Here is a 19,762-nt window from a genome sequence, read left to right as displayed (position 1 = left end):
TAATAAAGTAACTTAGTAAATTTCACGAACGGAAAAAGCATGAGACAAAACAAGCTAACAGCTTCATTAGGAATTGTAATATTCTTGCTCTTGCTCACCGGCTGTGACAAGGCCCCTCCAAATCAACTTCAGCAAATTAAAAACAGTGATACGCTGAATGTCGGTATTTTGGTAGGGCCGGCCACCTACTACCAAGGCCATAATGAAGAGGAAGGCTTCGAATATGAGTTAGCAGGTATGTTCGCCGATGAACTTGACGTCGAACTTAATATCATTCCCTTTTTTAACTTAGAAAAACTTTTTGAACAATTAGAGCGAGGCACTTTAGACATAGTGGCCTCTGGAATAAGTTATCACCCAAACCGAGCTGAGCACTTCCGCTTCGGTCCTTTTTATCGAGATATCAGCCAAAAACTAGTTTATAAGCAAGGGAAAAAACGCCCCAGACATTATGGTCAGTTATCTGGGCCTGTGACTGTACTTGCCGATAGCCACCATGCGCTGTCTCTTCAAACTGCAAAGAAAGACTACCCTGAGCTACAGTGGCAAACGACTCAAGCATTAGACCAAGAAGAGCTGCTACAGGCCATTTTAACGGGCGACATTGAATACACCATAGTGGATTCTCACTCTCTGGCACTTTTTCGTCGCTATCACCCAAACCTGAGCATTGCCTTTTCTGTTACCCAATCAGATCCCATTGCATGGGTCATGAAAAAGCAAAATGATGACTCATTATACGCCCTACTGCTGCCATTTTTTGCCAAAATACAAGACAACAATCAACTAGCCACCTTAGAAGAAAAGTATTTCGGTCATGTCGAGCGGTTCAATTACGTTAATACGGTCGCCTTTGTTGAAGCCAGTAAAGAAGTACTGCCCAAATACGCACCTTGGTTTATCGACTATGCGCAGGAACATAACGTAGATTGGCGACTACTGGCAGCGCTGAGCTATCAAGAATCTATGTGGAACCCTAGGGCCAAATCACCCACTGGCGTTCGCGGCATTATGATGCTGACTCAAAGTACAGCTAAGCGTGTTGGCGTTAAACATCGACTTAAGCCGGAACAAAACATACGCGGCGGCGCAAAATACCTTGCTAACTTAATTTCACGCGTACCGGAAGGCGTATCTGAACCGGATAGAACTTGGTTGGCATTGGCTGCGTATAACGTAGGTATGGGACATGTAAGAGATGCATTAAAATTGACAAAACAACAAGGTGGCAATCCGAATAGTTGGGCAGATGTCAAAAAACGACTACCACTGCTGACTAAAAAACGCTACTATCGAAGTACAAGATATGGATATGCGCGTGGCGATGTTGCCGTACATTATGTCGATAATATACGCCGCTACTTCGACGCTCTGGTCTGGTTAGACGAAAATAGAGCGCTTCCTTTCAGTTCCGGCGAATAACTGCATCCTAGTCTCGTTGTCATAAGCCTGTCATACAAAGCAGGTATTTCTGTCACGCGTAAGTTTTTTCTCTCACATTAAGGAGGTTCTGATGCTCAAAAGACGTCGAACTCATCAATTTAAGCGCAATACTCGTAATACGAACCCGAATCGCCGCCGCGTTATGCTAAAAAATATACATAAAAAAATTCTTTTGCGTCGTCGTATCTACTCTCTATTGCAACTTGCAGCGGACGTTAAAACGGCTCAATCTTGAGCCGCATTATCTTCTAACGATTTGCGCGCCTTTTTAGCAGCTTTGTGCTCCTTTCTTCTACGTCTAAAAAAGTTAGATAATTTCTCACTACACTCCTGTGCAAGTATACCTGCGGTCACCTCAGGCTGGTGATTTAATTGTGGTTCTTGCAACAAGTTCATCACTGAACCGACCGCGCCTGTCTTCGCATCACGTGCTCCAAATACTACACGCTTTACTCGGCTATGTACTAACAGCCCTGCACACATAGGGCAAGGCTCCAATGTGACATACAAGGTGCAATCTACTAAACGGTAATTTTGAATTTGCTTGCCCGCCTCACGAATCGCTATCATTTCTGCGTGTGCAGATGGGTCATGACAACCAATCGAGCGATTCCAGCCCGCAGCAACAAGATTACCATCTTGCACAATCACAGCACCAACAGGGATTTCATTCTCTGCCTCAGCTTTATCAGCATATGCCAGCGCTTGGCGCATCCAGTATTCGTCTAATTCTTGGTTGTTCATACTAAAGTTATCTGAGTAATTAGTGGACTTAGTATACCAAGCTTGGCACAACAGAAACCCCTTGGTTACAGAATTATTGCTAAAATTACCAAATTACCATGGCTCACCAATATAAAATTAGGCTATAATTCGCCGCTTTTTTTATTTAATGAGCTCAAAACACACGGGTAAAACATGAAATTTCCGGGACACCGTAGGCATAAGCATTATTTTCCTGTGGAAGATAAGGACCCTCTTATCAACCACTTAAATGCTGAAGATCGCTTGAAGCGCAACTATATTTGCGGCATCGACCAAATCGTTGTCGACATCGAAGCAAAAGTCGACCAAGCATTTTTGGATGAATTCCACCTGCAGCGTGGTATGTCACAAGTCATAGATAATGATGTCACCAATGCGCTATATGAGCGTTTAAAACGTGATGACATGATTGACTACGAATTTGCTGGCGGCACAATTGGCAACACTATGCACAACTATTCAGTACTGGCTGACGATCGTTCAGTACTGCTAGGTGTAATGAGTGAAAGTATCGAAATCGGCAGCTATGCGTATAAGTTTTTATGCAATACATCTAGTCGCGTCGATCTAGACCACCTTCAACCGGTTGCAGGTCCTATTGGTCGTTGCTTCACACTGATTGATGATAGCGGTGAACGAACCTTTGCTATCAGCGCAGGTTTAATGAACTACTTACGCCCTGAATCAATCAGTCAATCATTAATCGAAAACGCGTCTGCTTTGGTGATCAGTGCATATCTCATGCGTACAAAAGGCGATGAGACAATGACGCAAGCAACCATGCAAGCCGTTGAGTATGCGAACAAAGCAGGTGTACCAGTGGTATTAACTCTGGGCACTAAATTCTTGATCGAGCAAGATCCACAATGGTGGGCTGAATTTGTCGAAAAACATGTTGATATTCTTGCGATGAATGAAGAAGAAGGCGAAGCGATAACTGGTTTTGATGACCCACTTATGGCCGCAGACAAAGCGCTGGATTGGGTTGACTTAGTTATCTGTACGGCAGGTCCTACTGGTTTGTATATGGCAGGTTATGTCGAAGATAACTTGAAGCGAGAAACCGAATATCCGCTACTTCCAGGTGCAATCCCTGAATTTAACCGCTACGAGTTTTCTCGCGCAATGCGCAAATCCCATTGCGACAATCCTATTCGCGTTTATAGCCATACAGCACCTTATATGGGCGGTCCAGATACCATTAAAAATACCAATGGTGCCGGTGACTGCGCGCTAGCTGCGGTATTGCATGATTTATCAGCCAATGTTTATCATCGTTTAAACGTGCCAAACTCTGCCAAACATGAGCAGGCTGCAATCACCTATTCGTCACTTGCTCAAATCAGCAAATACGCAAACCGCGCAAGCTTTGAAGTGCTGGTTCAACATTCACCGCGATTATCTCGAGGTTTACCAGAAAGAGAAGACTCTCTAGAGCAATCTTACTGGGATCAGTAATTTGCTAAAGCGCACACACCGTGTGCGCACCTTGTGCTGCGTTAGAAAATAGCTGTTCCGAGCTCTTCAGCAAGAAACTCTAACGCGGCAATCCCCGCTACCGAATTTCCCACCTTATCAAGGCCTGGCGACCAAACAGCAATCGTAAACCGACCGGGTACCACCGCGATAATCGCACCAGATACACCCGATTTTCCAGGCATACCAACTCGATAACCAAAATCCCCCGCTGCATCATACAAGCCACTGGTAAACAGCAGTGAATTAAGCTGTTTTATCTGTTTAGCAGGCAAAATTTGCTGCTGTGTTTGTGTACATACACCACCATTAGATAAATAAGAAAAGCATTTCGCCAACTCAGCCGCATTGAGTTCAATGGCGCAAAAGTTAAAATATGACCAAAGCACTTCTTCAACTTCATTGTTGAAGTTACCAAATGATTTCATGAGGTAAGCCATAGCCGCATTGCGATAACGGTGTTCATATTCTGACTGTGCAACCACTTTGTTGACACCTAACTTAGGGTTACCAGTTTGCATTCGATAGCTTTCAAGCATAGTGTGAATAGGCGCACTCAAGCGTGAGTAAAGCGCATCACAAGTCACAATCGCACCCGCATTGATAAACGGGTTTCTCGGAATACCATTTTCAAACTCTAACTGCGTTAGTGAATTAAACGCAGTACCTGAAGGCTCTTTCCCGACCCTTTGCCATAACTCATCACCATAACGCTGCAACGCCAGTGTAAGTGTCATCACTTTTGAGACTGACTGCACAGTAAATTTAGCCTCACAGTCACCAGCACTATATGTGTCACCACTTTGCGTTTGAATCGCAATAGCAAACTGACCTAGCTGTTGCTCAGCAAGGGCTGGAATATAATCAGCAACCTTACCTTGGTGCAATAAAGGCTGAACATGTCGCACTGTACGTTCTAAAATAGATTGATAGTCTGTCATAGTAAAAATGCAAAAATCACAATGAGCGGAGTGTAACAAAAGCACTATCACCCGGCCATAAAAAAGCCGTTGAAAACAGCGTTTTCAACGGCTTTTTTATAAAATAAGTAACGACTTACTTCGCAAACAAACCTTTGATGTTAGCGAGGTCTGACTTGCCTTCAATTAACTCATCTGGCGTTAAGCCCGATAGCTCATGTGGGAAAACCAACCATTCATCAGACTCGTGAATATAGTAATCTGGCGTCATCGGCACTTTTTTGTTCGCTGGTTTGTAGTACGGACACGCAACACGGATATCTTTAGGTAAGTTTAGACGCATCAACTCTTCAAGTTTTTCTTTCAATGCGTAAATACTGCGACCAGAATCAAATACATCGTCAACAATCAATAAAGAGTCACCGGCGTTGGCATTCTCAATAATGTAATGTAGACCGTGTACTTTGATCTCCTTCGACTGCTTGCCAATACCATAATACGAAGATGTACGCACCGCGATATGATCTGTTTCTATGCCTTTGTAGTCATAGTACTCTTGCACAGCAATACCAATTGGCGCACCACCTCGCCAAATACCGATGATAAAATCCGGACGAAACCCATCTTCATACACTTGAGCCGCCAGACGAAATGAATCCTCTAATAGCTGTTGCGCTGTGATATAGCACTTATCAGACATAAAAACCCCGTATTGTCAGTGCGAGTGGCACCTGATCATGTGTCACTCTGAACAAGAATAACTTATAACCGTGTATTCTAGCTGAGTCGGGTAGAAATTGCTTGCGGTACATCAGAGTTTTTACGACAAAATGACGGAAAAAAGATGTTGAAATGAAAAATAGTAGAAAGATTATAAACGTTGATTAAATCATGAGCGGGCGGGGCCCGCTCATGGGCTTATTATTCTGGCGTATCTGCTTCTGAGTCGTCTTGTTCAATTAACTCAATTTCAAAATTATCAACGCGTTGTAACCCCCGAGGTAATTTATTACCACGACGACCGCGCTCACCAAAATAGTGTTCTAAGTCCGAGCTCTTGAGCGTTAATTTACGTTTACCTGCGTACAACGTAACTGCGCGTCCTTCTGGTACCACAGCGAGCACTTTCACAAACTCTTCTCTTGCCTGTACCTTGGCACTTGGAATGGAGATGATCTTATTCCCTTTGCCTTTCGCAAGCTTAGGTAAGTCTCTAAGCGGGAATAATAGCATGCGCCCTTCATTGGAGATGGCCATACAGCGATCAGTCGCCACATCATTCACCGAAATTGGCGCAATGAGCTCAGCTCCTTTTGGAATGCTAACCAAAGCTTTACCATTTTTATTTTTACTGACTAAATCGTTAAATTCAGCAATAAAGCCATAGCCTGCATCGGTTGCCATCAAATAAAGCTCTTGCTCTTCACCCATTACGACGTGTTCAAAGTTCACACCCGCGGCGAGGTTAAAGCGCCCAGTCATAGGCTCCCCCTGACTTCTTGCAGATGGCAAACTGTGTGCATCGGTGGCGAACGCACGACCCGAACTATCCAAGAAGACCGCTGGTTGATTGCTTTTACCTTTGGCCGATGCTTTATAGGCATCCCCTGAGCGATAATTTAAGCCCTCAGCATCAATGTCATGGCCTTTGGCGAAACGCGCCCAACCCTTTTCAGATAGCACAACGGTGACCGCTTCAGATGGAATTAAATCTTTTTCACTCAGCGCTTTCGCTTCTTGGCGCTCAATCACAGGTGAGCGTCTTTCATCGCCGTATAACTCTGCCGCTTCTTGAATCTCCTTTTTCATCAAGGTCGACATGCGACGCTCTGAACCTAAAGTAAGTTCAAGCTTGTCACGCTCTTTGCTCAACTCATCCTGCTCACCGCGAATCTTCATCTCTTCTAACTTCGCCAAATGACGAAGTTTCAGATCCAAAATGGCTTCAGCTTGCGTTTCAGATAAATCAAAACGTTTTATGAGCTCCGCTTTTGGATCATCTTCATTTCTAATGATTTCAATCACTTCATCAATATTCAAAAAGGCGATCATCAAGCCTTCTAGAATATGCAAACGCGCCAATACTTTATCTAAGCGATATTGCAAACGCCTACGTACTGTCTCACGACGGAATATTAACCACTCAGACAAAATCTGTTGTAGATCTTTAACCTGAGGGCGGCCATCTAGCCCGATCATATTGAGGTTTACACGGTAGTTTTTCTCAAGATCTGTGGTGGCAAACAAGTGCGCCATCAATGGCTCTGATTTGACTCGGTTAGAACGAGGCACAACGACAATGCGCGTCGGGTTTTCGTGATCTGATTCATCGCGTAAATCTGCAACCATAGGCAGCTTCTTCGCAGTCATTTGCGCTGCGATTTGCTCCAGCACTTTTGCACCTGATGTCTGGTGAGGCAGTGCTGTAATGACGATTTCACCCTGCTCTTCATGGAACACCGCGCGCATCTTAATCGAGCCGCGACCCGTAGTGTAGATTTTACGAATATCGTCTTTTGGAGTGATAATTTCCGCTTCAGTTGGATAGTCTGGCGCTTGGACGACTTCTAACAACTCTTCTAGCGTTGTTTTTGGCTTATCTAGTAACATACAACAAGCAGAGGCTAATTCATTGACATTATGCGGTGGAATGTCCGTCGCCATACCAACGGCGATACCCGTCACACCATTTAATAAGATGTGTGGCAGTCTCGCTGGTAATACTTGCGGCTCTTTCATTGTGCCGTCAAAGTTAGGCACCCAATCCACAGTACCTTGACCAAGCTCTTTGAGTAATACCTCAGAGAACTTAGACAAACGCGCTTCAGTATAACGCATTGCCGCGAATGATTTAGGATCGTCAGCTGCACCCCAGTTACCTTGACCATCTACAAGTGGATAACGGTAAGAGAATGGCTGTGCCATTAATACCATGGCTTCGTAACATGCACTGTCGCCATGTGGGTGGTATTTACCCAATACATCACCAACTGTACGTGCTGACTTTTTATATTTTGCAGCGGCTGATAAGCCCAATTCACTCATCGCATATACGATACGACGCTGCACAGGCTTAAGGCCATCACCAATATGTGGCAATGCCCGGTCCATGATCACATACATGGAATAATTTAAGTAGGCGTCTTCTGTAAAACGCCCCATAGGTAATTGTTCTATGCCCTGTAAAGAGAGGGCCTGTGGATCAGTCATGATACACCTTACTTCTTGTTATACCTCGGCTTTATCGCCATGTTGCTCTAACCAAGCCTTTCTATCACCAGAGCGTTTCTTCGCCAGTAGCATATCCATCATTTCTAATGTTTGCTCTTGCTCATCTAACGTGAGCTGAACCAAGCGGCGAGTATTCGGGTCCATCGTCGTTTCACGCAATTGCATTGGGTTCATTTCACCCAACCCTTTAAAGCGTTGAACATTCACTTTCCCGCGTTTCTTTTCGGCTTCAATACGATCTAAAATGCCACGTTTTTCATCTTCATCTAGGGCATAAAATACTTCTTTGCCGACATCAATTCTAAATAGCGGCGGCATAGCAACGTACACGTGTCCCGCCTGTACTAAGGTTGGAAAATGCTTAACAAATAGCGCGCACAATAGCGTTGCAATGTGTAATCCATCGGAGTCTGCATCGGCAAGAATACACACCTTGCCATAACGCAGCGTCGATAAATCAGTTGAGTCCGGATCTATGCCAAGTGCAACTGAAATGTCATGCACTTCTTGGGAGGCAAGAATTTGGCCTGAATCCACTTCCCAAGTGTTTAAAATTTTACCACGCAGTGGCATGATGGCTTGAAACTCTCTATCACGCGCTTGCTTGGCTGATCCGCCCGCAGAGTCACCCTCGACCAAAAATATTTCTGAACGCTCTGTTTCACTGCCCGAGCAGTCGGTGAGCTTACCTGGCAGAGCCGGGCCACTGGTGACCTTTTTACGTACCACCTTTTTCGCTGCACGCAAACGCTTTTGCGCATTGCTGATACACAGCTCAGCTAATAGCTCTGCTGTTTCTGTGTGCTCGTTGAGCCATAAACTAAATGCGTCTTTCACTATACCTGACACAAAGGTTGCACATGAGCGAGACGACAGTTTTTCTTTCGTTTGGCCCGCAAACTGTGGGTCTTGCATCTTAACAGATAAAACGTAGCTACATTTATCCCACACGTCATCTGGCGTTAATTTAACGCCTCTTGGTAACAAGTTACGGAATTCACAGAACTCTCGCATTGCTTCAAGCAAGCCTTGCCTTAAGCCATTCACATGCGTACCGCCCTGCGCAGTTGGGATCAAGTTCACATAACTTTCAGCTATCGACTCGCCTCCCTCAGGTAGCCAGTGCAGTGCCCAATCAACTCCTTCTGTTGAGCCACTAAAGCTCCCAGTAAACGGAGATTTAGGTAGCACTTCTAACTCTTTTGCACTGTCACTCAAATAGTCTTCTAAACCAGATTCATAATGCCATTCTTGCGTTTCTTTGGTTTGCTTATTAATAAAACGAATGCGCAGACCTGGGCATAAAACAGCTTTCGCTTTAAGTAAATGATTTAGCTTGGTCAAAGAGAAATTAGCAGAGTCGAAGTAGCTCGAATCAGGCCAAAACTGTACAGAAGTACCGGTATTGCGTTTGCCTACACTGCCAGTGACTTCTAAATCCTGAACTTTATCACCATTTTCAAACGCGATTTCATATTGCTGAGCATCTCGCTTAACCGTTACTTCTACTCGCGTAGAAAGTGCGTTTACAACTGAGATACCAACCCCGTGCAAACCACCGGAAAACTGATAGTTCTTATTTGAAAATTTACCACCAGCATGGAGCTTAGTCAGGATCAATTCAACTCCTGGGATCCCTTCTTCAGGGTGCACATCCACAGGCATGCCTCGACCATCGTCAATTACTTGCAACGAGTTATCTTCATGCAAAATCACATCAATTTTGCTTGCATGCCCTGCTAGCGCTTCATCGACACTGTTATCAATAACTTCTTGCCCTAAATGATTAGGTCGGGTGGTGTCTGTGTACATTCCAGGGCGGCGCTTAACCGGCTCTAAGCCATTCAACACCTCAATGGCTTCTGCGTTATAATTTTGCTGACTCATAAATGCTACTGACTAATTTTAGTTCTAACTGTTTTATTTAATTTTAAGATAGTTGGCAATGCGACTAAAGTGCCTCTCAAAGCCCATGAAACTGTGGTCGCCACCAAATTCTATGATTGATGGACAGTCTCGATAATAATTTACAGCATCTTGATAAGGTAACACTTCATCTGCTGTTTGTTGCAATAGAAAAACATTACTTGGCATTGAGAGCGTTTCAATATGCATACGCTGTAATGCCGTCATATGTTCTATTGTAAGTTCATAATTCAATTCTTGATAGGGATTATACTGAGGACCAAGGTAATCCCATAGTAATTTGTCTGGTCGTACAGCCGGATTGACCACTACCGCGCGTAAATTAAACGTTTGTGATAAGTATGTGGCAAAAAAACCACCCAAAGAACTGCCAACCAACGCGCATCCATCATCAATCATACTTTCCAGCTGCAGCATTGCGATGCGCGGATCATAATGTAACCGAGGAACAAGGTATTCACAATGGTCTTTAAAATATTCCCCTAATTGCTGGGCTTTAAATGACTTCTCTGAACTATTAAAACCGTGGATATAAATTACTTTGTTAGCCATTTTACCTCTGTCTGCATACCACCTGCTGACCAGCTAATTATTCGATATCCAGCACCGAGGTTTTCTTGCTGCCAATCATCTGTCAATTTTTTAAACTGAATCGATGTCGCGGGGGTAGCGTACACAGGCAGTTCCCTAAATCTAAAGACATACTCATTGTGCACATGGCCATGAAAAAGCGCGATGACATTTTGCGAGTCGACTAATCGATTTAGTAATTGAGGGCCATTTTCAAGCATGTGCTTATCCAAATAACCTTGAATAGCAAGGGGGTTATGATGACAAAAAACCATACTTGGTACGACACACTGGCGTATTATTTCTTCTAAATGTACTTCACCTACCCATCCAGCAGGAGTCGGCCCTTTGCTATTCGTTAATAGTATTTGGCCTAATTCAAAACCAATCTTTTTCGCCGATACAATTTGTCCCTGACTTATCTCATTTAAATACTCAATATCATCGTGATTACCAGGAAGCCAAAAAATTGGACACGTCAAAGCTGACTCATCAATCAAACGAGCAAAAAGTTGATAAGAACCGAAGGTATGATCCTGAGTGAGATCCCCCCCAAATATGACTCCGTCTAGATTTTGCAGCGCTAGATCTGCCAGAACACACCTAAAATGCTCTGCTGTGTTTACTGCAAAATACTCTCCACTACTTTGTTCAAATAGATGCGTATCAGTAATGTGAGCAAGCTTTAACTGCGATTGATTAAATTCAAATGTTGCATTAAACCATGCCATTATTTACATCCCAATCTAGCGGTACGCGACCATTCTCGACACAGGCAACTAACCAATCGCCTAAAAAAGCATTCAGTTGATACTTTTCATCTTTATGGTGCATACTCGGATTAGGGTAACGGTACGAAGGCTTCACTCGTTGATGGTAATTATGCTGGATCACCTCGGCAACTTTAGCATCGTGATATAGCCTCACAGCCAACTGAAACTGGCCAAGGTGGCTACTCAAACTATGATGCTGAGTCACTTTGATGTCCGTTGTGTATTTCTCTACTGCTTCAACCTCAATGAAAAAGTCCATAGAACCTAACTTGATCTGACGACGTGCGCCTATAACCTCTTCAGGCAACACCTTAAGTGCACGTAAATAGTTACGCTCACACAGTGTGATATATTTGGGTAAAGACTGCACATAACCGCTCATACGCGCCTTTCCATTGTGCTGGTTTTGGTGGATCAAGTCAGACAAAACGACTCCCGTTTACTACTTAAATGACAGTTTAGATTTGTTTAGCGCTAACCATTGTAGACTAATCACTGTCGCAGCGTTATCTATTTCCTCTGATTCTAACCTACACATCGCCTCATCATATGACATTACATGGGCTTTAATATCTTCCCCTTCTTCGGGCAAGCCAAATGTGCCCCCTTGATAGTCTCGCAAATCCACTTGTGCAAGATATAAGTATAGGCGCTCCGTAGTACCACCAGGACTAGATAAATATGAACGCATATAGTGTAATTCGCCGAGTTCTAATCCCGCCTCTTCTTGTGCTTCTTTTCTAGCAACAGCTTCTAAATCTTCGCTCCCTTCGGCCATTCCAGCTATACACTCTAACAACCAAGGTGACTCTTTTGTTGCCAAAGCACCTACTCTTATTTGCTCAATCAATAGAACCTGATCGCTGATAGGATCATATGGCAATACTGCAACTGCATGACCTCGCTCAAGTATTTCTCGACGTATTGGCTCACTTATCCCACCTTCGAACAATGCATGCTCAAACACATATTCTTCAATTTTGAAAAAACCGTCATACAATACCTTCTTCGGCGACGCATTGAACATCACATGCTCTCGGTTGTATTGGCTAATTTCTTTCATATTTCATCCTACATTCATCAAAAGGGGTTTAATCTAGGCTATTTTATCCCCATATCGCTTTTAATTAACGTAAATATACTCAGCATGTGAACTCACTAAGTATTATATTCTGTTACACTTGTTTTGCATTTATCTCTTGTTTGTCGTTGGGATTTTGTTTTAAAACAAGGTAACATGCTGACATCAAAATTGTCTAAGGACTGCACAAATAATGAAAAAAACCATTTTATCTATGCTGGTTGGCTTGAGCTGTGCTTTGTCAAGCAATGCCGCTAACGCAGAGGACTTATTACAAGTATACGATATTGCAACTGCAAACGATCCTACTGTTTTGCGTGCTAAAGCAAATGCGAATGCACAGAAATATGCCCAAGACAGCGCACTTGGCGAACTGCTACCTTCTCTGAACTTAAATTTCCGTTACTCTGATACAGACTCGACTGGCGCTCCTCTTTCACAAAATGATACAACCAATTACCAAGTGATCGATAGCTGGAGTGATTCATTTAGCCGTACTCTAACACTGAACCAAACCATTTTTAACATGGGTATCTGGGAAAGCCTCTCTATTGCAGAAAAACGCGCTTTGCAATCATTGACGCAATACGAACAAGAAAAACAAAACCTGATTGTACGCATTGCTCGAGGTTATTTTGATGTTTTAAGTGAATTAGACAACTTGGAATTTGTCCAAGCTGAAAAACGCGCAATTGAGCGTCAGCTAGAGCAAACCAAGCAACGCTATGAAGTTGGTTTAACGGCAATCACCGATGTACACGAAGCACAAGCTCAGTTTGACCAATCAGTGGCCAATGAAATCGTTACAGCGAATGACGTAGAAACAGCCCGTGAAACGCTTCGTACGATCACAGGTAAGTATCACTCAAAGCTAAACGCACTAAATACTGACAAATTTTCTACCGTTAAACCAAATAGAAAATCAGATGGCTTTATAGATATTGCAAAAGAGAAAAACTTAGCACTGCAAGTTGCAAAAGCCTCTTTAGAAATTGCTGAAGATCAGATTGACTTGGCACAGGCTGGTCACTATCCAACACTTTCTCTCACTGCGACTCACCAAGATTCACTTGAAAATTCCCCAGGCAGAGAAATGGCGCCGCGCGGAGATTCTACCAACATTCGTTTAGACTTGAATGTCCCGATCTACTCTGGTGGCCGCACCGTCGCTGCAACCGATCAAGCGCGAGCACTTTATGTTGCTGCTAGCGAAGATCTAGAAGCATCAATGCGTAACGTAACACGCTCTGTTATCACGTCATACAATCAAGTGATGTCAAATGTTGCGACCTATCGCGCACTTGAGCAAGCGGTTGTTTCTGCTGAAAGTGCATTGCAAGCGACTGAAGCTGGTTTTGAAGTAGGTACTCGTACAATTGTAGATGTACTGGTGAGCACACGTAACCTATATAGCGCAAAGCGAAACTTAGCTAACTTACGTTATGAATACATTGTTTCTACTCTACAGTTAAAGCAAGCATCAGGCGAATTAAGCCGAGCAGATTTAGAAGCGATCAATAAAGGCCTTCAAGCTGCCCTTTAAATGCACTCAATATCAGATCAGCAGTTCGCTGGTCTGATATTTCCCGACATTCTCCCTCGCTACTTGAGCATCACAGTCGTTATCGATAAACTACGCTCTTTAATAGTTGTACGAGAGTATTCCACTTGGTTCATAATCCAACATTTAAACTGCAATTTTTAGCACCTAAGTTCTGGTTAACTTGGCTCGGTGTGATCGTTTTATACTCATTATCTTGGTTACCACAAACTGTGCAGTTTATGCTGGGTCGACTTCTTGGCCGGCTTGTCCATCGCTTTTTAAAGAAACGTCGCAAAATTGCCGAAGTTAATCTAAAGCTATGCTTTCCGGATATGGATGAGCACCAACGCAATGCCATGGTATTACAAAACATGGAAAATACGGGTATTGCAACCTTTGAAACCGGTATGGCTTGGTGGTGGCCAGAATGGCGTGTAAATAAAGCGGTAGGCTCCATTTCAGGGTTAGAACATTTTGAGACTGCGAATAAAAATGGCAAAGGTGTTTTGCTGTTGGTACCTCATATGTTGCACTTAGAGATGTTAGGAAGAGTATTAGGTACACACACACAAGGTATTGGCTTCTATCGTCCTCATAATAATCCCTTAATGGAATATTTCATGACTAAGGGTCGATTGCGTTCCAACGAATTCCTGATCGGTAAACGTGATGTAAAAGGGTTATTGAAAGCCCTACAGAATAAAAAAGTATGCTATTACTTGCCGGACCAAGACTACGGCCGAAAACGTTGTGAGTTCGCACCTTTTTTTGCAGTCCCTGATGCAGCGACAACCACAGGCACTTTACTATTTGCTTCAAGTAAAAAATGTGAGACATTGAGCTTAGTAGGTCTGCGTGATAAGCATGGGAAATATCACCTTAGCATCCAACCTGCTATGTCTGAGTTTCCAAGTGATAACGAAAATCATGATGTTACTCGTGTAAATAAGCGCATGGAAGCTGCAATAATGGAAGCACCAGAGCAGTATATGTGGCTACACAGGCGTTTTAAAACAAGACCGGATGAAGACGCGCCTTCACATTATTCATAATTTAACTAAGACGTCGTACTGAAATAAAATGGCTAAAAAAAATAAAAAACGAATATCGGCAATGTGGTTTTGGACAAGGCACTTAACATTAGGCGCGGTACTTGTATGGGCAGCGTATTACTTTTTATACGGTAATATTCCAAAAATGGAGTTCAGGGAAACGACAAATGCCGCAGCACAAGGTTTATCGCAATTTTACGCTAATTATAGAAACCGCGTTAATGAACGTGACACTGAGCGGGAAAAGTTTGTGATGGATATTGGTAAACCCACTTTCCCACTCGATGATGCACTTGCTCAACGCGGGCTCGTTGTTAAGCCAACACACCAAAGGTGGACTGGAGAGAGCCAACCTCGTCGTTTTGAGATGGGTAATACTTTAAAAAGTGTGCTCACCAGCTATGCAGAGCAAGAAGACATCGAACTATTTTGGTACCTAAACAAAGACTATGTTGTAAAACAAAATTTTCGTGTTGACTCAGACTTTGTCAGTGCACTATACCAAGTGGGCAAAGCCATTAATGACGACTTCGAATTTGAAGTGTACACCTTTTTCTGCCATCGTCAGCGTGCTGCCGTGATCACAGAAAACCCATCCATATTTGTCCGCGAAAACTGTCGCCGTCTAACCAATTAACGCCTTCTTTAGGCCTACTCTAAGTAGGCCTTCCATATTGCTTTTATACGCTCGCTCTGCGCCGATAATAATGCCACAGACACTGTTTTTCCTGAGCCATTTAAACTATTGAGGTGATAATGCTCTCTTAATTGGCAATAAACCTGCGTAAGAACAGCTTGTGAGTCACAATTCAATACTGATTCTTTACTTGCGATTTCAAAGATCCGAATATTATCTGAGTAGCGTGTTAAAGCAGGATAATCATAAGCAAAAGCAAGAACTAGATATTGTGCTAGAAACTCAATATCCGTCATCCCCCCAGTGCCTTGCTTCAAGTCAAATTCAGCCTCTGAATCTTTTGATAAATGTTGGCGCATTTTCTCACGCATTTTAACAATATCTGATTGTAGTTCGTTGACATTACGCTTCTGACATAAAATATCATGGCGAATAGTGTGAAAACGTTTCACCAATATATCTTCACCCACTATCATTCTGGTTCTGACCAACGCTTGATGCTCCCACGTCCAAGCTTGCTCGCGAAGATATTGGTAATAGCTGTCAATATTAATTGCCAATAGCCCAGAGTTACCTTCAGGCCTCAGCCGTGTGTCAAGTTCATATAAAATGCCAGACAGAGTACGTGTATTAAACAAGTGCATTAGGCGTTGAGCTAATTTGAGATAGAATTGCCTCGAAGCAATGGCTTTGTCACCTGTAGTTTTACTTTGACCATCACAATTATGAACAAAGACAAGATCTAAATCAGAGTCATATCCCAACTCAAACCCCCCCGCCTTACCATAAGCAATCACAGCAAATCCCTTCTCTTCTACAGAAGTCCCTTGCGGCGCGCCGTATCGGTTAATCATTTGTCCCCAAGCGATATCCACTGCTTTTGCCACGATTGACTCAGCAAGTGCTGTTAGATGATCACTGACCTTCATGATATCGAGCACACCTGTCGCATCCGCAGCCGCAATCCTAAGTTGCTGCGTTTGCTTGAATTGACGTAGCGCTTCCATTTGTAATTCTAAGTCATCAGGGTCAATACGTAGGAAATACTGCTGAATTTCGTTGTAATACGCATTGAGAGGCAAAGGTCGATACAAAACGGCAGGATCAATAAGTTCATCTAATAATATCGGGTATCTGGCAATTTGCTTCGCTATCCACACACTGTGAGAACACAGTTTAATGAGTTGCTTCAGTGCCCCCATGTTTTCATAAAGCAATTCAAGATAAGCTGTTCGAGAAGCGACTTTCGAAATCACGTTCAAAACCCTTTCTAATACCTCTGGGACTTTTAATGGCGTAATTTCGCTAAGTACTAGCGGCATCAGTTTATCTAACACATCTCGCCCTCGCACACCGATTTGTTTTTTTGTGATATCAGTATGGAATACGTTTAATGTGTCTTGCCATTTCACGTGAGCCTGCTCGTCAAGTTCAATATCAAGATAACTCACATCCTGATATTCCCAAGCGGACACAAAACATGCCTTCAAAGCTTGCGTATCATGTGCTTCTTCGCCAATAACTTGAGAAAACTCTTGACGAATTTGTGATTGGACTTGCTCTATATACGCCACCAACTGCCCATAATCTGGGATATCCAATAACACACACAAACGCCTTTGATTAGTCACATCGTCAGGTAATGTTTGAGTTTGCTCATCATTAAAAGCCTGCAGGTACTGTTCTACCCTGCGCAACAATAAATATTGCTTCTCAAGTTCAGCTGCCACACTTTTGGGGATCACATCTTGGCGTGCCAGTACACTTAACGCTTGCAGTAGAGAAGGAGTCTGTAGATCAGGCTCCCGCCCACCTCGGATCATTTGCAAAGCTTGGACAATAAACTCAACTTCTCGGATCCCGCCCGCACCCAATTTAATGTTATTGATAAGCCCTTTTCGACGAACTTCCTGCGCTATCATATGTTTCATTTTACGCAGTGATTCAATCACCGAAAAATCAATATACCGACGAAATACAAAAGGTTTAATAAGTGCTCTAAACTCATCCCAGTACTGATTGTATTGACCTAATAAACGCGTTTTGAGCATCGCATAGCGTTCCCATTCGCGCCCTTGGTCTTGGTAATAGTCTTCCATCGCAGAAAAGCTCATCACCAATGGACCACTTTCTCCAAATGGCCTAAGCCTCATATCAACTCTAAACACCTGACCATCTGCAGTGCGTTGATCCAAAGCAGCTATGAGCTTTTGTGCCACTTTCGTATAAAAAACCTGTGCTTCTATGCTGCGACGTCCACCTTGTGTTTTCACTGACAAAGGATAAGTGAAAATCAGGTCTATATCAGAAGAGAAATTCAGCTCTTGGCCACCTAGTTTCCCCATGCCCAATATTAACATTGGCAACGGCGTATTTGCGTCATCAAGTGGCATGCCATTACTGGTGGCAACCTGCTCAAATGCCCACTGATTAGCACTATCGATTAATTGCTCACTTAGCTGAGATTGATATTCAATACTGTCTGCAATGTCGTTACCTAGCACGAGATCAAGCCACATCAACTTAAGCCAATACTGTTTGCGATAGCGCCTCAATTGTGCGAAGCACTCAACGTCCGAAAGAATTTTTAAGTCACCAATCAAGGCTGGTTCAATATGACGACTATTCATCGCATCTTGATCTAACAACCAACTCAGCCACTGAGGGTGTTGTGCCAATATGCGATAAGCAAAATCACTGAGTGCCAATAGCCTCAACACCTGAGCATTTGCAATTTGCTTTGGAAATAATTCTGTAAAGCGCTGCTGTGCTAAAGCAAATAACTCGGGACTTAATTGGCCTTGTTCCATAGAAAAACCTCCAGTGCTTTGTGGCTCATTTGTTGTGCGGTGTTATAGTAACGCTAAATAACAACAACCTTACACCGAGCATGAGTTACTTGTCTTTAGAAAACAGCAATTTTTTCACCCTATTGAGTGGTATAATTCTGGCTTTTGTTGCTTTGATTTGCCTGCGTATCATAGTTCAAGTGCGAGCAAAAAAATTACTACAAAAAGAATTAGCTCAACACGATAACTTCGCACTTGGTATTAATTACGCAGCGAAAGTAGCCGTTGTGTGTGGCAGCGTTGGCTATTTTTTTGGCCACTTGGATGTTTTTGACCTAGCAAATATTCATCTACAAATACTGCTGCCCATGGCCCTCATTTGGACGTATATTTGTGTTGGCCAAGCCATTCACCGTAAATGGATTTTATATCGTTTTAACGAAACACAAGCGATATTAAAACAGAATGTCTGTGCAGCCTTAGTCGACTCTGGGATGTTGATAGGTAATAGTATTTTGGTGTTAGGCTTATACCATTGGCTAGAACCTAACTCACCTCAAACCCTGCTTATTGTAAGTATTTGCTTTATCTTTCTCCAAGGCGTCTTCGCATTAGATAGCAAAATTAGAGAATCTCGTTTTGCAAAGAAAAATCAAGGAGCATCTTTGCAATATAATTTTAGTCTCGCCAATACCTCTATCGGGATCCGCTACGCAGGTAAAACCATCGGATTAGCGCTGGCTATTTACGCAGGTTTGCACAGTGCACCGAGTTACCCAGATAAAATTGTGGATAACCTACTGTCCGTGGTAACACATTCGGTCTTTATGTGGTTTCTACTATACGTATTTAGTCGATTAATGATCCTCATCGTCCTACCAAAAGTAGACATTGGTTTAGAAGTCGATCATCAAGATAATATCGGGATTGCTTGCTTAGAATTTGCTGTTTTTTGTAGCATGGGCTATTTACTAATAAACATGTTTTCAATTTAAACACCGAATTAGATTATGGATATCTTAATTCTGGAGACTTATGTCCTTGAAATTAGATAACTTTTTACTTGTTGATAGCAATTGGGAGTTCAGTCAGGAGTTCGTCGAATTTGTTAAGTCACTCGCTCCTGACACGCCAAGCCAATTAATAATCGCTGGAGACAACACCAAGCAAATGCTCAAAATGATGTTTAAGGATCAAATCAAAGACTACAGCTACTGTGACTTTGACAATGAGATAAGTGTCTCTGAGCTTGCTACCTACCTGCACGAGCACCACAAAATTCAAGGGGTGCTCATCTATGCGCTCGACTACAATCTAGCCGATGAAAAACAAAAATTTATCTTCAACTCTTTACATGCAGAACGATATACCATCGAACAATTAGCCAATGGTTATGATTATCATCGTATCAACGATACGTTCAACAATAATCACCTAACATGTAACTCTAGCTTGGCGGCGACAAAGCACGATACATTTAGTGAATTTGTTGTATTAAAAACAGACACTACTGATTAGGGTTGCGACGACCTTATCAATCATGTGAAGTGTTCTCT

18 protein-coding genes are annotated in these 19,762 nt (G+C 42.9%); 8 read left to right on the top strand and 10 right to left on the bottom strand.

Annotated elements, in window-relative coordinates:
* Positions 1-39 precede the first annotated feature (39 nt).
* Together mltF and S4054249_RS26500 are read left to right on the top strand one after the other, a co-directional pair.
* On the top strand, positions 40-1,422 hold the full coding sequence (mltF, locus tag S4054249_RS04670; RefSeq protein ID WP_046354463.1) for a membrane-bound lytic murein transglycosylase MltF: 1,383 nt from the start codon (positions 40-42) through the stop codon (positions 1,420-1,422).
* A 91-nt stretch (positions 1,423-1,513) separates the two neighbouring features.
* A complete protein-coding gene (locus S4054249_RS26500) occupies positions 1,514-1,678 on the top strand; it encodes a hypothetical protein (protein WP_167354831.1) in 165 nt (54 codons plus the stop codon).
* On the opposite strand, the gene tadA is transcribed toward S4054249_RS26500, so the two are convergent.
* Entirely contained in the window at positions 1,669-2,187 is a 519-nt protein-coding gene (gene tadA / locus S4054249_RS04665; protein ID WP_052960845.1) for a tRNA adenosine(34) deaminase TadA, read from the bottom strand. The two genes, S4054249_RS26500 and tadA, sit on opposite strands and share 10 nt — an antisense overlap.
* A 174-nt stretch (positions 2,188-2,361) precedes the next feature.
* Here tadA and S4054249_RS04660 point away from each other — a divergent pair, with 174 nt between their 5' ends.
* Complete coding sequence (locus tag S4054249_RS04660) at positions 2,362-3,666, top strand: inosine/guanosine kinase (protein WP_046354465.1); 1,305 nt, start codon at positions 2,362-2,364, stop codon at positions 3,664-3,666.
* Between the two features lie 41 nt (positions 3,667-3,707).
* Here the strand turns inward: S4054249_RS04660 and glsB are convergent, their stop codons facing one another.
* The 8 genes from glsB to S4054249_RS04620 form a co-directional block, all read right to left on the bottom strand.
* Positions 3,708-4,625 carry a glutaminase B gene (glsB, locus tag S4054249_RS04655; protein ID WP_046354466.1) on the bottom strand — a complete coding sequence of 306 codons (918 nt, stop codon included), beginning with the start codon at positions 4,623-4,625 and terminating at the stop codon, positions 3,708-3,710.
* A gap of 115 nt (positions 4,626-4,740) precedes the next feature.
* Positions 4,741-5,304 carry a phosphoribosyltransferase gene (locus tag S4054249_RS04650; RefSeq protein ID WP_046354467.1) on the bottom strand — a complete coding sequence of 188 codons (564 nt, stop codon included), beginning with the start codon at positions 5,302-5,304 and terminating at the stop codon, positions 4,741-4,743.
* Between the two features lie 221 nt (positions 5,305-5,525).
* Positions 5,526-7,814: a DNA topoisomerase IV subunit A gene (gene parC, locus S4054249_RS04645; protein ID WP_046354468.1), complete on the bottom strand. Its 2,289-nt coding sequence runs from the start codon at positions 7,812-7,814 to the stop codon at positions 5,526-5,528.
* Between the two features lie 18 nt (positions 7,815-7,832).
* Positions 7,833-9,722 (bottom strand): DNA topoisomerase IV subunit B, encoded by a 1,890-nt coding sequence (gene parE / locus S4054249_RS04640; RefSeq protein ID WP_046354469.1) that lies wholly within the window; start codon positions 9,720-9,722, stop codon positions 7,833-7,835.
* A 33-nt stretch (positions 9,723-9,755) separates the two neighbouring features.
* Positions 9,756-10,313: a YqiA/YcfP family alpha/beta fold hydrolase gene (locus tag S4054249_RS04635; protein ID WP_046354470.1), complete on the bottom strand. Its 558-nt coding sequence runs from the start codon at positions 10,311-10,313 to the stop codon at positions 9,756-9,758.
* Positions 10,298-11,062, bottom strand: a complete 765-nt coding sequence (locus tag S4054249_RS04630) for a metallophosphoesterase family protein (protein WP_046354471.1) — start codon at positions 11,060-11,062, stop codon at positions 10,298-10,300. Before S4054249_RS04630 ends, S4054249_RS04635 begins: the two co-directional genes overlap by 16 nt.
* Positions 11,049-11,486: a DUF1249 domain-containing protein gene (locus S4054249_RS04625; RefSeq protein WP_046354472.1), complete on the bottom strand. Its 438-nt coding sequence runs from the start codon at positions 11,484-11,486 to the stop codon at positions 11,049-11,051. The genes S4054249_RS04630 and S4054249_RS04625 overlap by 14 nt, the downstream gene beginning before the upstream one ends.
* A 60-nt stretch (positions 11,487-11,546) precedes the next feature.
* Positions 11,547-12,167 carry an NUDIX domain-containing protein gene (locus tag S4054249_RS04620; protein WP_046354473.1) on the bottom strand — a complete coding sequence of 207 codons (621 nt, stop codon included), beginning with the start codon at positions 12,165-12,167 and terminating at the stop codon, positions 11,547-11,549.
* Between the two features lie 211 nt (positions 12,168-12,378).
* Here S4054249_RS04620 and tolC point away from each other — a divergent pair, with 211 nt between their 5' ends.
* The 3 genes from tolC (at position 12,379) to S4054249_RS04605 (ending at position 15,417) form a co-directional block, all read left to right on the top strand.
* Complete coding sequence (gene tolC / locus S4054249_RS04615) at positions 12,379-13,728, top strand: outer membrane channel protein TolC (RefSeq protein WP_046354474.1); 1,350 nt, start codon at positions 12,379-12,381, stop codon at positions 13,726-13,728.
* A gap of 125 nt (positions 13,729-13,853) precedes the next feature.
* Positions 13,854-14,780, top strand: coding sequence for an LpxL/LpxP family Kdo(2)-lipid IV(A) lauroyl/palmitoleoyl acyltransferase (lpxL, locus tag S4054249_RS04610; RefSeq protein ID WP_046354475.1), 927 nt, complete (start codon positions 13,854-13,856; stop codon positions 14,778-14,780).
* A 28-nt stretch (positions 14,781-14,808) separates the two neighbouring features.
* Entirely contained in the window at positions 14,809-15,417 is a 609-nt protein-coding gene (locus tag S4054249_RS04605; RefSeq protein ID WP_046354476.1) for a TcpQ domain-containing protein, read from the top strand.
* A 14-nt stretch (positions 15,418-15,431) separates the two neighbouring features.
* Here S4054249_RS04605 and glnE read toward each other — a convergent pair whose 3' ends face one another.
* Positions 15,432-18,227 carry a bifunctional [glutamate--ammonia ligase]-adenylyl-L-tyrosine phosphorylase/[glutamate--ammonia-ligase] adenylyltransferase gene (glnE, locus tag S4054249_RS04600; RefSeq protein ID WP_046354477.1) on the bottom strand — a complete coding sequence of 932 codons (2,796 nt, stop codon included), beginning with the start codon at positions 18,225-18,227 and terminating at the stop codon, positions 15,432-15,434.
* Positions 18,228-18,307: 80 nt separating this feature from the next.
* On the opposite strand from glnE, the gene S4054249_RS04595 reads away from it, so the two are divergent.
* Together S4054249_RS04595 and S4054249_RS04590 are read left to right on the top strand one after the other, a co-directional pair.
* Positions 18,308-19,201, top strand: a complete 894-nt coding sequence (locus S4054249_RS04595) for a hypothetical protein (RefSeq protein WP_046354478.1) — start codon at positions 18,308-18,310, stop codon at positions 19,199-19,201.
* 40 nt (positions 19,202-19,241) lie between these two features.
* Complete coding sequence (locus tag S4054249_RS04590; RefSeq protein WP_046354479.1) at positions 19,242-19,724, top strand: hypothetical protein; 483 nt, start codon at positions 19,242-19,244, stop codon at positions 19,722-19,724.
* The last annotated feature ends 38 nt before the right edge of the window (positions 19,725-19,762 follow it).

Origin of the sequence: Pseudoalteromonas luteoviolacea (assembly GCF_001750165.1) — a bacterium.
GTDB lineage: Bacteria > Pseudomonadota > Gammaproteobacteria > Enterobacterales > Alteromonadaceae > Pseudoalteromonas > Pseudoalteromonas luteoviolacea_G.
This window is presented reverse-complemented; position numbering and strand designations above follow the sequence as displayed.